At 50.2% G+C, this 16,602-nt stretch carries 16 protein-coding genes; all 16 read left to right on the top strand.

What is annotated here, in order from left to right:
• Positions 1-85: 85 nt before the first annotated feature.
• The 16 genes from AC50YL_RS34690 to AC50YL_RS34615 all read left to right on the top strand — a co-directional run bounded on the left by AC50YL_RS34690 (position 86) and on the right by AC50YL_RS34615 (position 16,600).
• Entirely contained in the window at positions 86-490 is a 405-nt protein-coding gene (locus AC50YL_RS34690; RefSeq protein WP_494837941.1) for a hypothetical protein, read from the top strand.
• Positions 483-1,808, top strand: a complete 1,326-nt coding sequence (mobP3, locus tag AC50YL_RS34685; RefSeq protein WP_494837940.1) for a MobP3 family relaxase — start codon at positions 483-485, stop codon at positions 1,806-1,808. Before AC50YL_RS34690 ends, mobP3 begins: the two co-directional genes overlap by 8 nt.
• A gap of 20 nt (positions 1,809-1,828) precedes the next feature.
• Positions 1,829-2,893, top strand: coding sequence for a ParM/StbA family protein (locus AC50YL_RS34680; protein ID WP_494837939.1), 1,065 nt, complete (start codon positions 1,829-1,831; stop codon positions 2,891-2,893).
• Complete coding sequence (locus tag AC50YL_RS34675) at positions 2,890-3,252, top strand: hypothetical protein (protein WP_494837938.1); 363 nt, start codon at positions 2,890-2,892, stop codon at positions 3,250-3,252. Before AC50YL_RS34680 ends, AC50YL_RS34675 begins: the two co-directional genes overlap by 4 nt.
• 32 nt (positions 3,253-3,284) lie before the next feature.
• Positions 3,285-5,279, top strand: coding sequence for a VirD4-like conjugal transfer protein, CD1115 family (locus tag AC50YL_RS34670; RefSeq protein WP_494837937.1), 1,995 nt, complete (start codon positions 3,285-3,287; stop codon positions 5,277-5,279).
• 27 nt (positions 5,280-5,306) lie between these two features.
• Positions 5,307-5,648 (top strand): hypothetical protein, encoded by a 342-nt coding sequence (locus AC50YL_RS34665; protein ID WP_494837936.1) that lies wholly within the window; start codon positions 5,307-5,309, stop codon positions 5,646-5,648.
• Between the two features lie 29 nt (positions 5,649-5,677).
• Positions 5,678-6,547: a conjugal transfer protein TrbL family protein gene (locus tag AC50YL_RS34660; protein WP_494837935.1), complete on the top strand. Its 870-nt coding sequence runs from the start codon at positions 5,678-5,680 to the stop codon at positions 6,545-6,547.
• 5 nt (positions 6,548-6,552) lie between these two features.
• Positions 6,553-6,852 (top strand): hypothetical protein, encoded by a 300-nt coding sequence (locus AC50YL_RS34655; RefSeq protein WP_494837934.1) that lies wholly within the window; start codon positions 6,553-6,555, stop codon positions 6,850-6,852.
• 25 nt (positions 6,853-6,877) lie between these two features.
• Complete coding sequence (locus AC50YL_RS34650; RefSeq protein WP_494837933.1) at positions 6,878-7,615, top strand: TraC-like domain-containing protein; 738 nt, start codon at positions 6,878-6,880, stop codon at positions 7,613-7,615.
• Positions 7,608-9,485, top strand: a complete 1,878-nt coding sequence (locus AC50YL_RS34645) for a VirB4 family type IV secretion system protein (RefSeq protein WP_494837932.1) — start codon at positions 7,608-7,610, stop codon at positions 9,483-9,485. The genes AC50YL_RS34650 and AC50YL_RS34645 overlap by 8 nt, the downstream gene beginning before the upstream one ends.
• The gene (locus tag AC50YL_RS34640; protein ID WP_494837931.1) at positions 9,485-10,906 is read left to right on the top strand and encodes a bifunctional lytic transglycosylase/C40 family peptidase; all 1,422 of its coding nucleotides are present in this window, start codon (positions 9,485-9,487) and stop codon (positions 10,904-10,906) included. The genes AC50YL_RS34645 and AC50YL_RS34640 overlap by 1 nt, the downstream gene beginning before the upstream one ends.
• A 243-nt stretch (positions 10,907-11,149) precedes the next feature.
• Positions 11,150-12,388, top strand: a complete 1,239-nt coding sequence (locus AC50YL_RS34635) for a hypothetical protein (RefSeq protein ID WP_494837930.1) — start codon at positions 11,150-11,152, stop codon at positions 12,386-12,388.
• Positions 12,389-12,390: 2 nt separating this feature from the next.
• Entirely contained in the window at positions 12,391-13,068 is a 678-nt protein-coding gene (locus AC50YL_RS34630) for an SAF domain-containing protein (RefSeq protein WP_494837929.1), read from the top strand.
• Positions 13,069-13,079: 11 nt separating this feature from the next.
• Positions 13,080-14,144, top strand: a complete 1,065-nt coding sequence (locus tag AC50YL_RS34625; protein ID WP_494837928.1) for a hypothetical protein — start codon at positions 13,080-13,082, stop codon at positions 14,142-14,144.
• A 4-nt stretch (positions 14,145-14,148) separates the two neighbouring features.
• Positions 14,149-15,567, top strand: a complete 1,419-nt coding sequence (locus tag AC50YL_RS34620; RefSeq protein WP_494837927.1) for an ATPase, T2SS/T4P/T4SS family — start codon at positions 14,149-14,151, stop codon at positions 15,565-15,567.
• Positions 15,560-16,600 carry a hypothetical protein gene (locus AC50YL_RS34615; RefSeq protein ID WP_494837926.1) on the top strand — a complete coding sequence of 347 codons (1,041 nt, stop codon included), beginning with the start codon at positions 15,560-15,562 and terminating at the stop codon, positions 16,598-16,600. The genes AC50YL_RS34620 and AC50YL_RS34615 overlap by 8 nt, the downstream gene beginning before the upstream one ends.
• Positions 16,601-16,602 lie beyond the last annotated feature (2 nt).

Raw genomic sequence — 16,602 nt, 5'->3', positions numbered from 1 at the left:
TTCGCCAACTTCGGACTACAGAATTTTGCAAACGATTGGTCCTGCTTTATTTTTTGCGACTACAACACGAAGAAAGGGTGAAACGATGAAGCAAAAGCTAATGAATCCGATGCGAATCCGGCTCGATGAAGATTTAGACAAGAAGTTAAATGCGTTGGTCGAAATGCGCCGCGAAGCCAAAGCCGAATTATGTCGTCGACTGCTGGAGAGGGCAGTTGCTCAGGAGTTGGTTCAGGACAGCATGGATCCCGTATTGCTTGCTGTCCGCCAGGCCATGGGGGATGCCTTAAAGCCCGTCGAAGAACGGCTGGCTAAGATCAATGCCAAAACGGCAATCGCAGCTGCGACAGGGATGTACATGAATCAGCAAGTCTTTGAGGATTTAGGAAAGAATGGACGAGCGCTGCATGAGGCGGCACGCAAACAAGCGGTTGCTTTTGTGAAAACGTCCAACGATCAGTTAACCGATCAAGGAAGTGGCAATGGCTAATCTTTCACTCACAGATGAGCATACACGCTTTCAATCACCGTTTATGTTCAAGTTGTCATTTTACGCGCCTGGCGCGAAGAATCAGGCGAAAAATGCGGCGCATATCAACTACATTGGAAAGCGAACCGGCGTTGATATGGGCCTTGAACTTAAAGATGTCCAGCATCCGGTTTCAGAGGCGGTAGCCAAGGACTTCGGAACAGCTACAGGCCACGTAAAATACGCGCATGAACGTCCGGGGAGTCATGGCTTATTCGGGGCATCGGGCGAAAAGCTGGATTTGGCCGATGTGCAAAATGAACTACAAGAACATCAAGGGGTTGTGTGGCGTTCGGTTCTGTCTTTGAAAGAGGAAGATGCTAGATTGTTAGATTTCGATTCTCGGAAAAGCTGGGAAACGGTGATGCGTGCGGCGGTTCCGGAAGCCGCAGCCAAGATGGGGATCGGTGAAAGTAACCTTCGATGGGTAGCCGCTTTTCATCAGGAAAAGGGACATCCGCATGTGCACTTAGTGATGTGGGAGAAGGAGCCCAAGCGTACAAAGGGAAGGATTTCCGAAGGCGAAAGAAAGGATGTCAAGAACGTCTTCATACGGGAAATTTACGCTGAGGAACGCACACGTCTGACCCAAGAAAAGACGGCTATGCGTGACTTGATCCGTGACCTATCAAAGGGTGACACGAAGAAAGCCGTAGCTCTGGTTGATGAAGTCCGCGGTGAGCTGAAAAGCGTTGAGTTGGACTTATATGCTGCTGGCGCGGGGAAGACGGGGATCGCACCAAAACCCTACCCGGACGAACTGAAAGTCATTGTCAAAGGCATGGATGAGCTTTCAAAGCTCATGCCTGGTCACGGCCGGGCGGTGTTGAAATTCATGCCAGAGGAAGCCAAGGTTAAGGCCCGGCACGTTGCCGATGCGATGTTGCAGCAACCGGATTTCAAGGAATCATTAACCCGCTATTTGAATTCGGTCGAGGACATGACCCGACTTCATACTACAAACGCGGAGAAAATCGAAAAGGCCAAAAATAAAGCGTTTGCTGATCTGCGGGATCGCGTTGCAAATGTCGTCGTCCAAGGCGCGGCACAGATCAACAAAGAAGAGGTTGTACGGATACGGACGACCAAAAAAAAACAACAAGATATTCAGAATGAACAAGGAAACACAGCCAAGGCTGTATGGAAATCGGCCTGGAGGGCAGTGGAACAGGTGAGAACACAGACCCAAGCCCAAGGTGAGATTGAGCGGCAGCGCATGGCAAAACGACAAAAGCAAATTGAACGGCAACAGCAGCGCGGCCAAGAATATGAACGCTAAATTGAAGGGATGGAACATCAATGCGAATTTCAGTAGATATTGGTTTTGGCTACACGAAAGGCGTAAACGAAGCCGGGAAAGAAGTTATTTTTCCGTCGGTTGTAGGCGTGAAGCGGAATAGTTCTGTAACGGGTGCGTTCGGTAACGACTCTAGTGACGATTATGTGGTGACGATTAGCAACCCAGAGAGACCGGAGGAAGACGCGCTTTCGTATTATGTGGGCGATGCTGCCTTGGCCGCCGGAGGTCAACGTACGTGGGAGAATGAACACGCGAAAAATCGGAATTTAGACGTTCTTATTTCAACTGCGATGGGCTTGTTGAACGAGAAAGAAGAATCAGTAGAGCTGGCAGTCGGCCTTCCGATGTCGGTCTATGCCGCACAACATGCTGACCTTCAGAAAAAACTGACCGGCTTAACACTGAAAGTAACCGTTGACGGTGAGCAAAAAAGCAGAGCGAAAGAAATTCGTGTTGCAAGTGTCTTCGTGTTCCCTCAAGGTGCAGGTGCGTACTATGCAGCGCTCTACGATATTTATGGACAAGTGAAGGACGTTCACATGCTGAATAAACCGATCGCCGTGATCGAAGTGGGCTTCAGAACGACCGATTACCTGTTTATGACGATTGGTAAGCGCGGTCTGACGCCGCGTTCCGAACCATACTCCGGCAGCCTAGACATTGGTATGAATACAGCGCAGCAAGAAATCCAGCAGATGGCCAAAAAGCCGCTGTTAGGTTATGAACCGGATCTGAAGGAAGTCGAGAAAGCACTAACATGGAAAGGGCTTAACGGTATGCTCACGGCGAAAGGGAAAACGGTCGACTTGAAGCCATATAAAAAAATCGCCTATGAAACCCTGGCTTTCGATATCAGCTCACAACTCAAACAACGTTGGGGAGATGACATTAATACGCTGGCGGCGATCATGATTGGCGGCGGAGGCGGCGATGACCTCTACGGACATTTTTCGGAAAGGTTCGATATTGCGGCGAAAATTGAAAATCCGCAATTTGCAAATGCAAAGGGTTATCTGGCCGCGCAAGCACTCGCCATGAAAGGAATCGGAAAAGGGAGAGGATGAGTTTGGTCTATCGGCAGCAACACCGACTATCGGCCAAAGTTGAATTCTCTCCTGAAGCCGAAAGGTTCTACCTAGATGCTAGAAATAAGTCCGAATTTATTCGGCAAGCCATTGAACATTATGTCCACCATGTCGTCCCCCTCAAAGAGGATATTGAAGAGATCAAATATTTGCTGCATGGCATGAAAGGAAGAGATGGAGCCATCCCTTCGAAGGTGCTCTTCCAGGAAGCTACAGCAGCGTTAGAAACGAAGTCGTTGGAACCCGATATCACGAACGAGGAACGCGAGTATCAAGAAAGTATGCAACATACACTCAATAGCTTCTTGAATTTAGGTGAAGGAGGTGAAGACGGCTGAAAGTAAAAGGGAAATGGATCGGTGTCCTTCTCTTGGTTTTGCTAGATATCTTGTTTCTGCCGTCCGTCGTTCGGTTCCCGCATTATTTCAGATTGAATGCCATGCATGCGCCGAATCAGTGGATGCAGGAGTTTAATTTGGTGGAAGCGTTAAAGCTGCTCTTCTCCAATAAAGAGAATTGGCAGTTATGGCTTTGCCTACAAGGTGTCATGGCTATTCCCTTGATCTATGCGTTTTGGATTGATCTTCCGGGCAAACGAAATAAGGTTCGAGAAGGGGTAGGCGGACCGGATGCTGTCGGATCGGGCGAGTATGGAACGTCTCGTTGGATGACGGATCGGGAAATGGACAAGAAGGCCATGGTTTGGAAGTTCGGCGAATATGTACAGAAAGGAGGCATCGTCGTCGGTACGATGCTGCGCAAGGGGTATGCGTGGATCATTGACCAGGACTTACATACGCTCATTATCGGGACTACACGTTCCGGAAAAACGAGGCGATGGGTATTCCCGACCCTATGGCGGCTTGCGTTCAGTGGCGAGAGCATGATTTTGACCGATCCGAAGGGCGAGATTCTTGCGAAATCAAAACGCTTCTTGCTTCAAATGATGGGCTACAAAATCGTGTTTCTGGATTTACGAGAGCCTGGCAGGGGGAACCGGTGGAACCCGATGCATCCGGTTGTCCAAGCGTTAAAGGCCGGCAAAGAGGCTGAGGCCGTGCAGCTGGCATCCAGTATGGCGCACATGTTCGTCCATCAAACGCCAGGAACCAAAAAAGGCGACCAAACGTGGAATAACGGGGCGGAATCCGTTCTCCAAGCCTTAACAATGGCCGTAGCCATGGAAGCAGACGCGGACGCGCAGAAGCACATGACGAGCGTCTACACGATGCTCGGGGAGTTAGGAGAGGTCCAGAAGGCCAGGATGGGGAATCAAATCATCGACTATGTGCCTCTCAATGATTATATGAAGAAATTGCCGAAAGACCATCCGGCGCGTTCGGCTTTTATTGCGGCTCGCCTTGCGCCAGAACGAATGCGAGGCAGTTTTTATTCCAGCGTGGCCACGCTCTTGAAGAACTTTGCGGATCCGGCAATTCAGTTTTTGACCGGTGCCCAGGATCACGAGCTGGCAGACGTGGGAAGAGAAAAGACGGCGGTATTCTTAATCATTCCGGACGAGGACACGACACGGCATGCACTTGCTGCTATATATGTTGAACAAACCTATCAAGCCCTGGTGAAACTGGCCAACAAGCATCATGGACGGCTGCCGGTACGTGTGAACATGATTTTGGATGAGTTTGGTAACATGCCGCCGTTCAAGGATTTTCCGACGAAGCTTACCGTTTCTGGAGGCCGGGGCATCCGATGGCATCTGATCGTCCAAGACTTTCAACAGCTCGATGAGCTTTACCAGGGAGCAGCGGAGACCATTAAAGGAAACTGTCATGTATGGCTTTACTTGCTCACGTCCAGCACGAAGACAGCCGAGGAAATCAGCAAGAAGTTGGGCGATTACACCATAGAAACCACCGGTTCAAGCGTTACGGACGGAGGCAAGCACGTATCCAAAGGTCAAAATTCTGGGATAACCGGAAGAAGACTGTTAAAACCGGAAGAACTGGAGCGATTTCCAGATCATGAAGCGATCGTGTTATGGTTGCGGCATTTCCCCGCCCGCGTTCCATTGCCGGATCTGTCTCTTTGGGCCGCGAATGCAGATTTTGACGAAATAGGAGGTGAAGAAGAGAGGTTTGTCGAACGGATACCGATTTTTATACCGGATCTTAACGACGATCAAGAAGAAGAAGCCGAAATAACTGCAGTTACGCAAAAAGAGTATTCGGAAGATTCGGAAGATTACGAAAAATTAACGGAAGAATCATTTGTTTTCGTAGCGGATGATGACAATTCCGAGACGAATCATCCAGCTGTAACTGTTTCAAAAGAGGCTACGGAGGACAGCGTCGATCCAAAGACGTCTTTGGAAGAAAAGTTTGTTTTCGTAACGGATAATGAATAGCCACTAATCATAATGGAGGATTCACCAATGTCGCAAATGAAAAAAGCCTTGTTCAACCGTACGTCCTATCTGATCGCTATATTATTCATCCTGATGATGGTTGCGGCGCCGGCTGTATTCGCTGCCGCTGATCCGACGATTGTAACCGGTAGTAAGAGCTTAGCAACGGATGCGTTGAAATGGGTGCTCATTCTTGTTCCGGTTGCGGCTGCGTTCTGGATGGGCTACCACGCGCTAAGAAAACTCATGGCCGATGGTGATGCGGGCTCCATCGCTGCGCATAACAAGGCCATGAAAAACGTCCTTATCGGTGCCATTGTTGCGGAAAGCGCCAGCGGCATCGTCACATTGGTTCTGGGCTACTACTAATGCAAACCAAGATAGAGAGGGAATAGACTATGTCGTGGCTTGTCCAAGACGCAATTGAAAACTTTTTCAAAAAGATCGTTGAACAAGCAATCAATATGTTCCTGCAGTTTTTGACCGCAATTAACGCAATGGCTGGTGACGTACTTGGTCTCGCAGTGGTGGATAAAGCCATCTTGTACAGTCAAGGTCTTGCAGGTACGATTCTGGCCACAAAAGTTGCCTACGAAGCGTGGATGACCTATGTGATGCGGATGAATGGTGACCCGGATGCAGATCCGGGTGGCCTGCTCGCACGAAGCGTAACAGCTGCTGCCGTAATTGGCGGTATGCCCTGGTTGGTCAAACAGATGTATCAGTTCGGAACGGACGTTGCCGGCGATATTGCTAAGCTTCCGGGTGTGGACTATGAAAGCGTAAAGACCCCCATGGAGCAATTGCTAGACATGGTGAATAGCAGCGGTACGTTTATCTTCTTTACGTTTTTGGCCGTCGTCTTTGCCATTCTGGTCTTTATTGTCATTCTGATTCAAACATTCATTCGTGCGGCGGAATTGGCCGTCGCTGCCGTTGTCGGCAGTTTCATGGCACTTGGTTTGACGAATCCGTCCAGTCAATCTTTCTCCGGGTGGTTCAAAGAGCTGCTGTCCATCTGCATGGCCCAGGCTATACAAATGCTGCTCATTAAAATCAGCTTTTTCACACTCACGGAATTCAACTTTGAAGGCAGTTCTTTATTTACGTTATTCCTGTTTTGCGGATTCCTATGGGTGACCTATAAGTCGCCGTCCATCGTTAAAACGTACATCCATTCAACGGGTGTAGGTAAAGCGGCCGGCGGGGCAGCGCAGTCGGCAAGCTCCATGGTCATGATGCGGAAGATGTTTACGAAAGGAGTTTAAGTCGGATGGAATTCCTCATTCCGAAGAACGTCCGGACCCGGTTTGAGTTTTTCAACGGGTTCGGCTTCCTGGAACTCTTCTACCTTGCCGGGGGCCTCGGCCTCGGTGTGTTACTCTCCTACCTGTTGTTTTTAGTGACCGGCTCCATCGCTTGCTTCCTCCTTGCAGCCTTCTGCGGTACCGTTGGTTTCTTCGCCGGCACGAAAGATCGATCCGGCATGAGCGGCATTACATTCTTTAAGACGATGAAACATTTTCATGGTAAACAAAATTTGTATTTCTATCGGCACGGCGACGGGCGGTAGGCGGAGTTGAAAGGGGCAGGACACATTGATCAAGAAACTACTGAACCGGCGGGCTGCTGAGAAGGGAGGCGGGGGAAAGGCTGCAATAGCTGCAGCTGCCGCCCCAACCTCCCCAGCACCTGCAGCAAAGTCATCGAGTTCACAATCTTGGATGCCGGTCAAAGACGTTTACAACGGTTTTATTCATCGCCGCGATGGCGCGATTATCACAGCCATCCGAATCCAGCCGGTCAATTTTGAATTGTTGTCGGATAATGAGAAATTACGAAAAATCAAATCGCTGGAAGAAGTCATGAACGGCATGGACTACTCGTTTCAAATCATTTCAATTTCCCGGCCCGTCGACTTAGATGCCTTCATTGCCAGAATGGACGAAATGAAAGGGATGACAACGGACAATCATGCCAGCGATCGCATTCGAAGCCGGTTGTTGTCCGGATATATGACGCATGCTGCGGCGATGGCGACGAGCGGTGAAGCCGTCGAACGTCAATTTTACATCCTGCTGGATCAATCGGTTGGCAAGAAGCCACAGCAAGACGAAGGGATCTTAATTCACAAAGCTACGGAGCTAGCCTCGAGCTTAACCGGCGCAGACCTGGTTGCTCATGTATGCAACGATGATGAGCTGCGTGATTTACTTTTTGTTTTTACGAACGCGAGCCAAGCGGCGTACGAGCGTGCGCCGCTGACGCAAGTGACATTGCCGGCGCTATTCCGGTATGACAATGAGCACGTGCAGGAGGATGTTGATCATGAGTGAAGCCGTCGCAAAACCGAAAAGGAAACGCCAGGTTGTCCATCAAGCACCAACAATGACGGCACTTTTAGATACGATTAGCCCGGCCGCTCTAAAATTTCATTCCAAGAGTATTGAATTTGGCGACATGGTCCAAGCGGTCATTACCGTGACGGACTATCCGCCGCGCGTTGCCGCCGCGTGGCTTTCCCGCGTTGCGACGCTGCCTGGCGTTGTTGTTTCCATACATGCACAGCCGACCGATTCGTACGCGTTGGTTCAACAAATTAACGTGACGATGGGAGAGCTCGGCGGAAAGCTGCAGCAGGGCGGAAATCCGTTATCCATGCAGCGCACACAGCAGCAATTCGATGATGCAAAGCTGCTTATGAAAAAGATCGATAGCGAGCAGCAAAGCGTCTTCTTCCTGACCGTGAACATGGTCATTTCAGCAGCGGATCAAGACGAGCTGCAGCAGAGGAAAAAGCGAGTGGAATCCATGCTGGCTGCGGCTGGTATGCGCGGCCGTATCCCGCAGTTCAAGCAAGAAGAAGGGTTTCGATCCACAGGGCCATTCAAAATCCTAGATCCAGGCATTGCTGCTCTTGGCGCGCGGAACATGCCGGTGGAAACGATGGCAGCTTCCTACCCATTCGTGTACTCCGGCATTAATGACGGGGATGGCGTATTGCTAGGAACAGACAAGTCCGGGGGCATTGTGCTGATCGACTTTTGGAGGCGTGTCGATAGTCGGACGAACACCAATATGACCGTTATGGGACGCCCAGGGGTAGGTAAATCCACGCTGATTAAAAAAATTCTGATGAATGAATTTGCCAGAGGCGCGAAGATCATCATCCTGGATCCGGAACGCGAATACAAGGACTTGTGTAAAAACCTCAGCGGCGATTGGATTGATTGCGGCGGAGGCTTGAAAGGCCGGATCAATCCGCTGCAAGTGCGGTTTGTACCGAATGACCGTGATGAAGAGGATATGGACGATGACAATGCGGATGAACTATATGCGCCCGAACTTACCAGTCAGGGACCGCTTGCCTTGCATTTCCAGACGCTTCGTACCTTTTTCCGCCTCTACCTCAAGGATATTACGAAGATCCAGCAGGGGCTGCTCGAAGTAGCGCTGGAAGAAGTCTATAAGGATAAAAGAATTGTATGGGATACGGATCCGTCGTCGATCCAAAATGGAGATTGGCCGACCATTGGCGACTTGTATGCTCGTTTGGATGAGAAGTCAAAGCTGGACCCGAGCAATCCGGATGCGGATCCGGAATGGAGGGTTTTGGCCATGCTGCTTCGCGCAGCTGCAAAGGGGGCCGATCAAGCACTATGGTCCGGGGAAACGACGATCAAAGCGGACTCCAACTTCGTCTGCCTGGACATTAACCAGCTGCTTGAGTCGGATATCGAGATCCAGCGGGCACAATTCTTCAACATTCTGTCCTGGGCATGGAACAAGATTGCCGAAGACCGGTCACAGAAAGTCATTTTGGCAGTCGATGAAGCCTACTTGCTCGTCGATCCGGAAGCTCCCCAGGCGCTGCAATTCCTTCGGAACACATCCAAACGGATCCGGAAATATGAGGGCGGGCTCATGGTCATTACGCATAACATGGTCGATTTCCTGGATCCAGCCGTTCGGCGCTACGGCCAAGCTTTAATTGATAACCCGGTCTATAAGATCATCATGGGCCAAGGGGATAAAGACATCGAAGCACTGACATCCCTTATGAGCTTGTCGGAGAAAGAAACGCAGACCCTGCAGGAGGGAAAGCGCGGCGAGGCCTTGTTCGTAGCTGGAAATAAGCGGATCCACTTAAAGAGTCAGGTCACGCCATTCGAATTGGAGATGTTCGGAAAGGGCGGCGGTCGGTAATGCCCGTCTGGTTAGCGAAAATCGGGATTCACTTGGCAGGGGACCCCGACAAGTTAATCAAGGCAATCATGGCCGCATGCTTCGCATTCGTCATCGTTGTTGCCATGGTATTCGCTGCACCGGTCATGTTTTTCAAATTCGTTCCGCTCGGTAAAAGCAGTCAGGATTTCAATTACTACTCCCAGGCTACGACGCAGATCCGACAAGAAACGGGCGTTACGGTGAACTGGCAGCAGATCATGGCCGTGGATGCGGTCGTGTTTGAACAAGACTTTTCAAAATCGAGCCAGGCACATGCCTACACCTATAAGAAATACTTCATCCGTGAAGAGAGAGTGAAAGTTGAGCAGACGTGTCAGCGTGATGTTAAAAAGACCGTCAATGGCAAAGAAGTGACGGTGAAAGAGGACTATGACTGCTCGTATTACAAAACCGTCTATTATGCGCGGGTCTGGGATGAGGTCTTGAATATGCTGGTAGCCGATCACATCATTACGCGGGATCAAATCGAGGACGTCAAGCGATATATGACAATTGATTTGACAGAAGTCGCGCTACAAGCACAGGGTGGCGGCCTCACGATGGATGTGCTGGCGCTTGAACCGGTCGTCCGGAAATACGCGAAAATGTACGGAATCGAAGAGAAGGTTTCGCTGCTCTTAGCCCTCATTAAACAGGAATCTGGCGGTCGTGTGGCGGATGTTATGCAATCGTCCGAATCAGCAGGATTACCGCGGAATACCTTTACGGACCCGGATGCCAGTATTGCGCAAGGCGTTATGTACTTCTCGCAGTTACTGGTCAAGGCAGGAGGCGACGAAAAGGTAGCACTTCAAGCATATAACTTCGGTATCGGATTCGTGGATTATGCTACAAGCAGGGGCGGATATAGTAAGGAAATAGCCGTCACTTTCTCACAGGAGCAAGCAGTGCTAAACGGCTGGGACAGTTACGGTGACGTGGATTACGTCGACCATGTGATGAAATATTTCTCAGCCTTTCTTACCGGCGGCAATCAAGTCTTTGATGTCAACCAGGTGTATCAGGAAATGCGCCGTTTCCTGGGAACACCGTATTTAATGGGTGCACGCGATCCGGAAAAAGGTTTCGTCGACTGCTCCGGACTCATGGAATTTGTATTTGCAAAATTCGGCGTCAATATCGCTGGCACGGCCCAGGATCAGTATTACATGACGACCCCAGTGCTGCCGAGTGCCGCACAACCCGGTGATCTTGTTTTCTTCTATACGGGCGGTGATCGTACAATTTCTCATGTCGGCATGTATATCGGCAATGATAAATTCATTAACGCAAATAGCAAGGGCGTAACCGAATCCAGCATTTCCGCATGGAGCAATTATACGGACGACAGCGGCGTGAAATACATTTTCAAAGGCTACCATCGCATTACGAAGAAGTAAGCTATTTACGATCTTGAAGAAGCAGACCTAAAACGGATTTCAACTGAGCGGCTTCTTCACTAATCGGCGAATCCGCTCGAGTGCTTCAATTTGCTAATCGGAGATATTCGACCGGTAGCAGCTCGAAAAGGGAGAAGCCAAATATTACTTCAGTAGGCTGTAAACCTGTACATACAGGTGTATGTACAGGTTTACGGTCGCTATAAAAATGGAACGTGACTAGCAAAGAAGGAGAGCAAAGACATGTACGGTTTTATATCCAGCCCGAATGTCGTCGGCGAGGTCCAAGCCGCATTACAAGACAAGGACATTCTGTTTTCACAGATCGGCATGTTCGGAGGGGACCTGTTCGTTCAACTCTGTCAGGCGGCCGCATCGGTCCAATTAAATGTCCTCATCATTGACGCAACCAGTACCGATGACATGTCGCTCATTAAAGGCATTCGGCAGATTCGCTTCCGCAGAGAAACACGCATTATCTTGCTGGCACCTGAACGGGAGCCGGGAGATCCAACGATGAACGCGCTGCTGAAATTGAACGTGTACGACATATTGAACCAGCCGTTCCCCAAGGAAGAAGAAGAGGACGACGAAATCGGAGACGGCGATAAAGAATCAGACGATGAAGCTCAGCAAGTTCCGTACCGTGTGTTTATTCGCCGTCAACTCGAGCAGTCTCATCGTTACGCTAACGCGGCTCGTTGGGATCTCACGGATATTGAAGTGGCCACATCCGGAGAGAAGGCAGCCGCACGGCCGGCTAAAGCCCGAGAAGCGAAGCCGCAGGAAATCCGAGAAGTCATTGTTTATCAGGATCGGATCGTCGGCACAAAAATTGTGGCGGTCGGTGGTGTAGACCGGCGAACCGGATCCACCTACGCCGGGCTGCAGTTGGCTAAGTATTTAACAGACCTGGGGCAGTCCGTGGCACTTGTCGAACTGCTGCACGACTCGCAGCCGTCGCTTGAGTCGTTGAAGCCGGCGAATTCGGGTGAAAGCCAGTTCAGCTACGAAGGAATCGATTGTTATCCGGCAGCAGAACAAACAACCTTGCTGCAAACGTTCATGAGCCAGTACAACTACATCGTGATCGATTTCGGCCAGGTCGTTAATCTCCGGGGGAAAGAAGAAGCCTTGTTTACAAGTCACTTCAATGAGTTCGCTCGCGCAGATCTCCACGTACTGACCATGGGTTCCTCGGAATGGGACTGTGATGCTGCGTTAGGCGCTATGGATCGTTTTTTTAAACGCAATTGGAATCGGCCGCTGCAGTTCTTAGTGAACTTCGCTACCCAGCAATCGTTTAAGGAGATTTCAACCTTATTTAATGCCAAGGAACGAAAGCAGCTCCAAATGACCTTTCATCATCATGCACTGCAATCGAACCCCGTGGAACCGGACAACGTCTTATGCGAGACCATTCTAGCTGCTGTTTTACCGGCCAAGAAATCTAAATTCTCTTTATTTAAGAAAGGGCGATAAACATGAAATTACGTGTTCAGTACGCCATTGCCGCGGCACTTCTAATCATTGGATTAGGTGGTCAGCTCGCATACTCGCTCTATCTGCAGCCGCAAGTCTTCAGCAAGTCCATCGTGAAGGTGAGGGCAGGATCAGAAGGAATACCGGCCAGCTCGACCTTAACCAACAACGAACTGTTTTTGGCCAAAGTGCCAAGCGGCCAAGTGCCAGATGGTGCATTCACATCCATACTTGATCTGGAAGGCAAACGGACGAATGTTGACCTCACAAACGGCATGGTCATCACGAAAAGCTTGGTCGATCTGAAAGAAATTAACCCCGGAAAAGGGGAGGGAGTTTACGCGATTCCGAAGGAAGCGATTTACGGCATTAATGGTACGCTCCGCGCGAACGATATCGTCAAAATCGAACTCATTGTGCCGGCAAGCCAGCGTGATCCGGCTGGTAATGAAACGCTGGCCGAGCAGAATGGGCCATTTATTAGCCAGGCAAAAGTCGCCTACGTTCGAACTGAAGACAACAATGACGTCACCGATACGGAAAAAGGCAATACCAATAGCCGTCTGACATCTACGGGCCGCGTCTCGTACCCGGAAGTCATTTTGTCGGACAGTGAAGGCGAAGCCCTGAAAGATAAATTAGAGGCCGGTTACAAGGTCTGGATCGTTCGGATCCAGTAGGGGGCAGACAGATGAAAACGATCTATGCGTATGGGATCGACTCAATGACGGTTAATCGCATAAAGGAAAAGCAGCTGGATGTCGTCTCCATGACGCAGTTGCCAAGACCACAAGAAGTAGACCACGATTTGCTGCTGTTGTCGGGTGAAATCATTTCCTTGGATGACCTCACAAAGCTGCGGAAAGGCAACGAAACGGCAGCGATCGCCTACCTCGATAGTGAGGAAAATGTTAGGCGAACCGCCATGAATGCGACCAAGTGCGCTTCGCTCGACATTACGTACTTCGCAGCCAGGGCGACGGCCGAAACGATCACCACCAAAATTCAGGAGCTCTTTAAGATTAGCGAGATGAAAAGTTCCCGTATCGTCGGCTTTTTTGGATCTGGTACCGGCGTTGGTACGACGACTGTATCCATGTTGTTTGCGAAACGATTCGCCGCAGCCGGCCTCAAAGTGGGACATCTTGGCCTCGATCTGTTCGATCCGGGTTGGGAACGAAAACCAGCTTCCAGCCTCGACACCTGGCGGCCGCGGTTATCAGCTAAAATCGTGCAGCTGTCGGATTTTAACGACTTGTATGAAATGGACGGCGTGCGGTTCTTGCCTGGGAATTTTGACTACTTATCCGCCTTCGATTATCGGGTGGAGGACATGGAATACCTGCTCGAAAAAGCCCAGGAAGCCTTTGATGTCGTTGTTGCGGACTTCGGCAGCATTGCCGAAAGCGCAGCTTGGTACGTGGGTATGCAATGGTCCGGCAATCGGATCATGGTTACGCATCACGAACATGAACACAGGCTACAGGCGATTTTGGAGACGATCGAGCATTTAGAACTGTCGTACTCGGATTTCTTCGGCATATTTAACCGCTCAAGCCCGAATGCAACGCTTGGGATTTCCGCGCGCGATGTTGAGCGATTCAAGGGGTTAGAAATTATTGCGGACTTTCCGGTCTTCCCGGTTCAACATGAACGCACGCTGCCAATTGGAAGACGCGAACTGCAACAAGTGGATGCGCATGTTCGGCATCAGATGACGGGCATGGGGCTCAAACCCGACAAAGGAAGGAAGTAAAAGCATGTTTTCACTGAAGAAAGAAATTTTGAAGCGTGCCGCACCGTCGAAGGAAAACTTCTATGCGTTTATGTCAGATATGGATGAGTATTTTTATGGCGAAGGCAAAGCCATTAAGGACGCGAAATATTACGAATTGAACGAGCGTGCACTGATTGGCGATCCGGAAGCCGTGGCGTACTTTTATCACGAGATCGATAAGTACCTCCGAACGCATCCGTTCCGCGGAAACGTCCCCGAAGCGTACAGTTCGACGGTTGAGGGTTTATTCCACGAATGGAAAGGTTTCGGGCCGGCGTATCAATGGCTGACAAAAAAGCAGTTCAACAATTCCAGCGGCCTTCAGATTATCGGCCAGAACATCTTTTTCAACCATAAGGGCCGGTTCGTTGATTATGGGCATCGTCTCCGGAACCTGAATCGGGCCGAGCAGCTGAAACGCACCTTGCTCAGCGCGGATGAACGCGCAAGGGCGAACCGGGACAACCCGGCAGAAGAATTTAAGATGAATGATCCGCTTTGGCCAGGACGATTTATCCGGATTGCCATGTGGGTGTATCCGCGGACGTGGGAAGAGTTTCCGACAATCAGTATGCGCCGGCAGATCGTGGAGTACCTGAGCTTTGAAGATCAGGTTAGAACGCGAGCCATTCCAAGCGAGTCATTGCCGCTCTGGCACGCGCTGAATCGAATGAACGAAAACATGATCGTCGCCGGTCCCGTCGGTTCGGGAAAAACAACGTTTGCAAACTCGTTTGTAGGCGAGCAGATGAAAAAATCGACCGACAAGGCACTTGGGGTCATCATGATCGAGCGGCATCCGGAAAGCATCCTGCCTTACGTCATTCAAGGGCATCGAATTATTCCGGTTATGGCCCGGCATGAGGAGTTGATGGAAGTCGGCATCGAGTCACTCCGGATGGATCCGGACGTCGTGTTCATGACCGAAATGCGGCATAACGAATGGGAGTTTTACATTTGGGCCGGATCCAAAGGCTATGACAACATCATCGGCACGTTTCATACCGACGATGCGGAAGATATTCCGTACCAGGGCGCTCTTGCCGTATACAGTATCATCGGCGGCAGCCTAAAAGGGCACTTGATGTCTGCGCTGCAGTCCTGCCGGATGGTGGCCATTATGAATAAGCTCCCGAATGGTGAAAAGCGCGTCACACGGTTGAGCGAAATTGTGTATGACGAAGTGAACCGAGAAGTCTACGCGAACGATTTGATGCGTTGGAATAAGGTCACGGATGAATGGAGCTACAACGATGAAGTTTCTGAAGCGATGCACGAACGCATGAAGGAGAACAAAGCGTTCGATGCTTTTATGCAATGTCTATCGAGGCTGTCCGCGTTACGGCGAATCCGCGATCCGCGGGTGATTTCTAAACGATCGAGGATGGTGCTGCATGAATAGCTTTCTTTCGTTTATTGTGCATGTGCTGTTCCAGGTGACCGTGTATATGGGGATATGGCTCTTTATTCAACCGGCAACGTGGGGCATGGTGAAGCAATACAGCTCATCACGTAGCCGGCGGATGGAGTTTAAGCAACGGCTGATCAAGGATAAGACCGGGAAGAGCGCTAGCACGCCAGGCGTTCAGCGCCACTTAGAACAAATGATGATGCTCACAAAAAGCGACTATGTACAGGACACTTCCTATTTCCGCTTTCTTCTGGGAACGTTCTTGCTTGTTGCCGCGACATTCATCATCGCTTATTTTACGATCGGCCAGGTTCCAGGGCAGCTGACCAATAATCCGTTCAATATCAGCGTGCAAAACCAAGCCAGCGCGGTTGCCGATATGCGAGTTGCCATTATATTAAGTCTGATATCATTCTTCGTGCCCTATCTGACTCTTCGCTACAAGTACATGATGGCCAGCGCGAAAAGCAGTTATGACTTGAAAGAGGCGGCGCTAATTATGGCCAAGTTTGCGAATCTCAGCGTCGATCGGGCCATCTCCCAAACCGCAAAACTGATGTCGGAATCGAACGTGCTGAAGCAGCCGCTGCTAGAAATGTCCACGGTATTCCTCTCGTATCGCGATGAAGAACAGCTGCTTAAAGAAACCCGGCGTTTCGCCAACATGATCGGGACCACCTTTGCGGCTCAGTTTATCAATAACCTCGTCTACGCAGAACGCGAAGGAAGTGCCAACATGAAGAGCGATTTCCTTTTTTTGCATGAATCCATGGAGCGCCAGGAAGAAACGATCATCGGGGTTAAGGCAAATGCCCGCGATGCGGTGCAGATCGGTGTCGTTGTCAACCTGTTCACTTTTTTCGTCCTAACCGGTTCACTCATTTTCTTCATGCGCCCGGCCGTTTATTTCAAGTTCCAACTGGAAACGACGTTCGGTTTGACGCTGTTGCTGATGATCATTATTTCTTTCCTGTTCAGCGTCGTGTTCTCCATTGCGTTATCGCGGCCGAGATTAGACTACTGAAA

The sequence above is a fragment of the Paenibacillus sp. J22P277 genome (assembly GCF_059383675.1).
This window is presented reverse-complemented; position numbering and strand designations above follow the sequence as displayed.

What these genes read in the sequence shown, in the direction of transcription:
- AC50YL_RS34690 (WP_494837941.1), top strand. Translation starts at nt 86, where the DNA reads ATGAAGCAAAAGCTAATGAATCCGATGCGAATCCGGCTCGATGAAGAT.
- mobP3 (WP_494837940.1), top strand. Translation starts at nt 483, where the DNA reads ATGGCTAATCTTTCACTCACAGATGAGCATACACGCTTTCAATCACCG.
- AC50YL_RS34680 (WP_494837939.1), top strand. Translation starts at nt 1,829, where the DNA reads ATGCGAATTTCAGTAGATATTGGTTTTGGCTACACGAAAGGCGTAAAC.
- AC50YL_RS34675 (WP_494837938.1), top strand. Translation starts at nt 2,890, where the DNA reads ATGAGTTTGGTCTATCGGCAGCAACACCGACTATCGGCCAAAGTTGAA.
- AC50YL_RS34665 (WP_494837936.1), top strand. Translation starts at nt 5,307, where the DNA reads ATGTCGCAAATGAAAAAAGCCTTGTTCAACCGTACGTCCTATCTGATC.
- AC50YL_RS34660 (WP_494837935.1), top strand. Translation starts at nt 5,678, where the DNA reads ATGTCGTGGCTTGTCCAAGACGCAATTGAAAACTTTTTCAAAAAGATC.
- AC50YL_RS34655 (WP_494837934.1), top strand. Translation starts at nt 6,553, where the DNA reads ATGGAATTCCTCATTCCGAAGAACGTCCGGACCCGGTTTGAGTTTTTC.
- AC50YL_RS34645 (WP_494837932.1), top strand. Translation starts at nt 7,608, where the DNA reads ATGAGTGAAGCCGTCGCAAAACCGAAAAGGAAACGCCAGGTTGTCCAT.
- AC50YL_RS34640 (WP_494837931.1), top strand. Translation starts at nt 9,485, where the DNA reads ATGCCCGTCTGGTTAGCGAAAATCGGGATTCACTTGGCAGGGGACCCC.
- AC50YL_RS34635 (WP_494837930.1), top strand. Translation starts at nt 11,150, where the DNA reads ATGTACGGTTTTATATCCAGCCCGAATGTCGTCGGCGAGGTCCAAGCC.
- AC50YL_RS34630 (WP_494837929.1), top strand. Translation starts at nt 12,391, where the DNA reads ATGAAATTACGTGTTCAGTACGCCATTGCCGCGGCACTTCTAATCATT.
- AC50YL_RS34625 (WP_494837928.1), top strand. Translation starts at nt 13,080, where the DNA reads ATGAAAACGATCTATGCGTATGGGATCGACTCAATGACGGTTAATCGC.
- AC50YL_RS34620 (WP_494837927.1), top strand. Translation starts at nt 14,149, where the DNA reads ATGTTTTCACTGAAGAAAGAAATTTTGAAGCGTGCCGCACCGTCGAAG.
- AC50YL_RS34615 (WP_494837926.1), top strand. Translation starts at nt 15,560, where the DNA reads ATGAATAGCTTTCTTTCGTTTATTGTGCATGTGCTGTTCCAGGTGACC.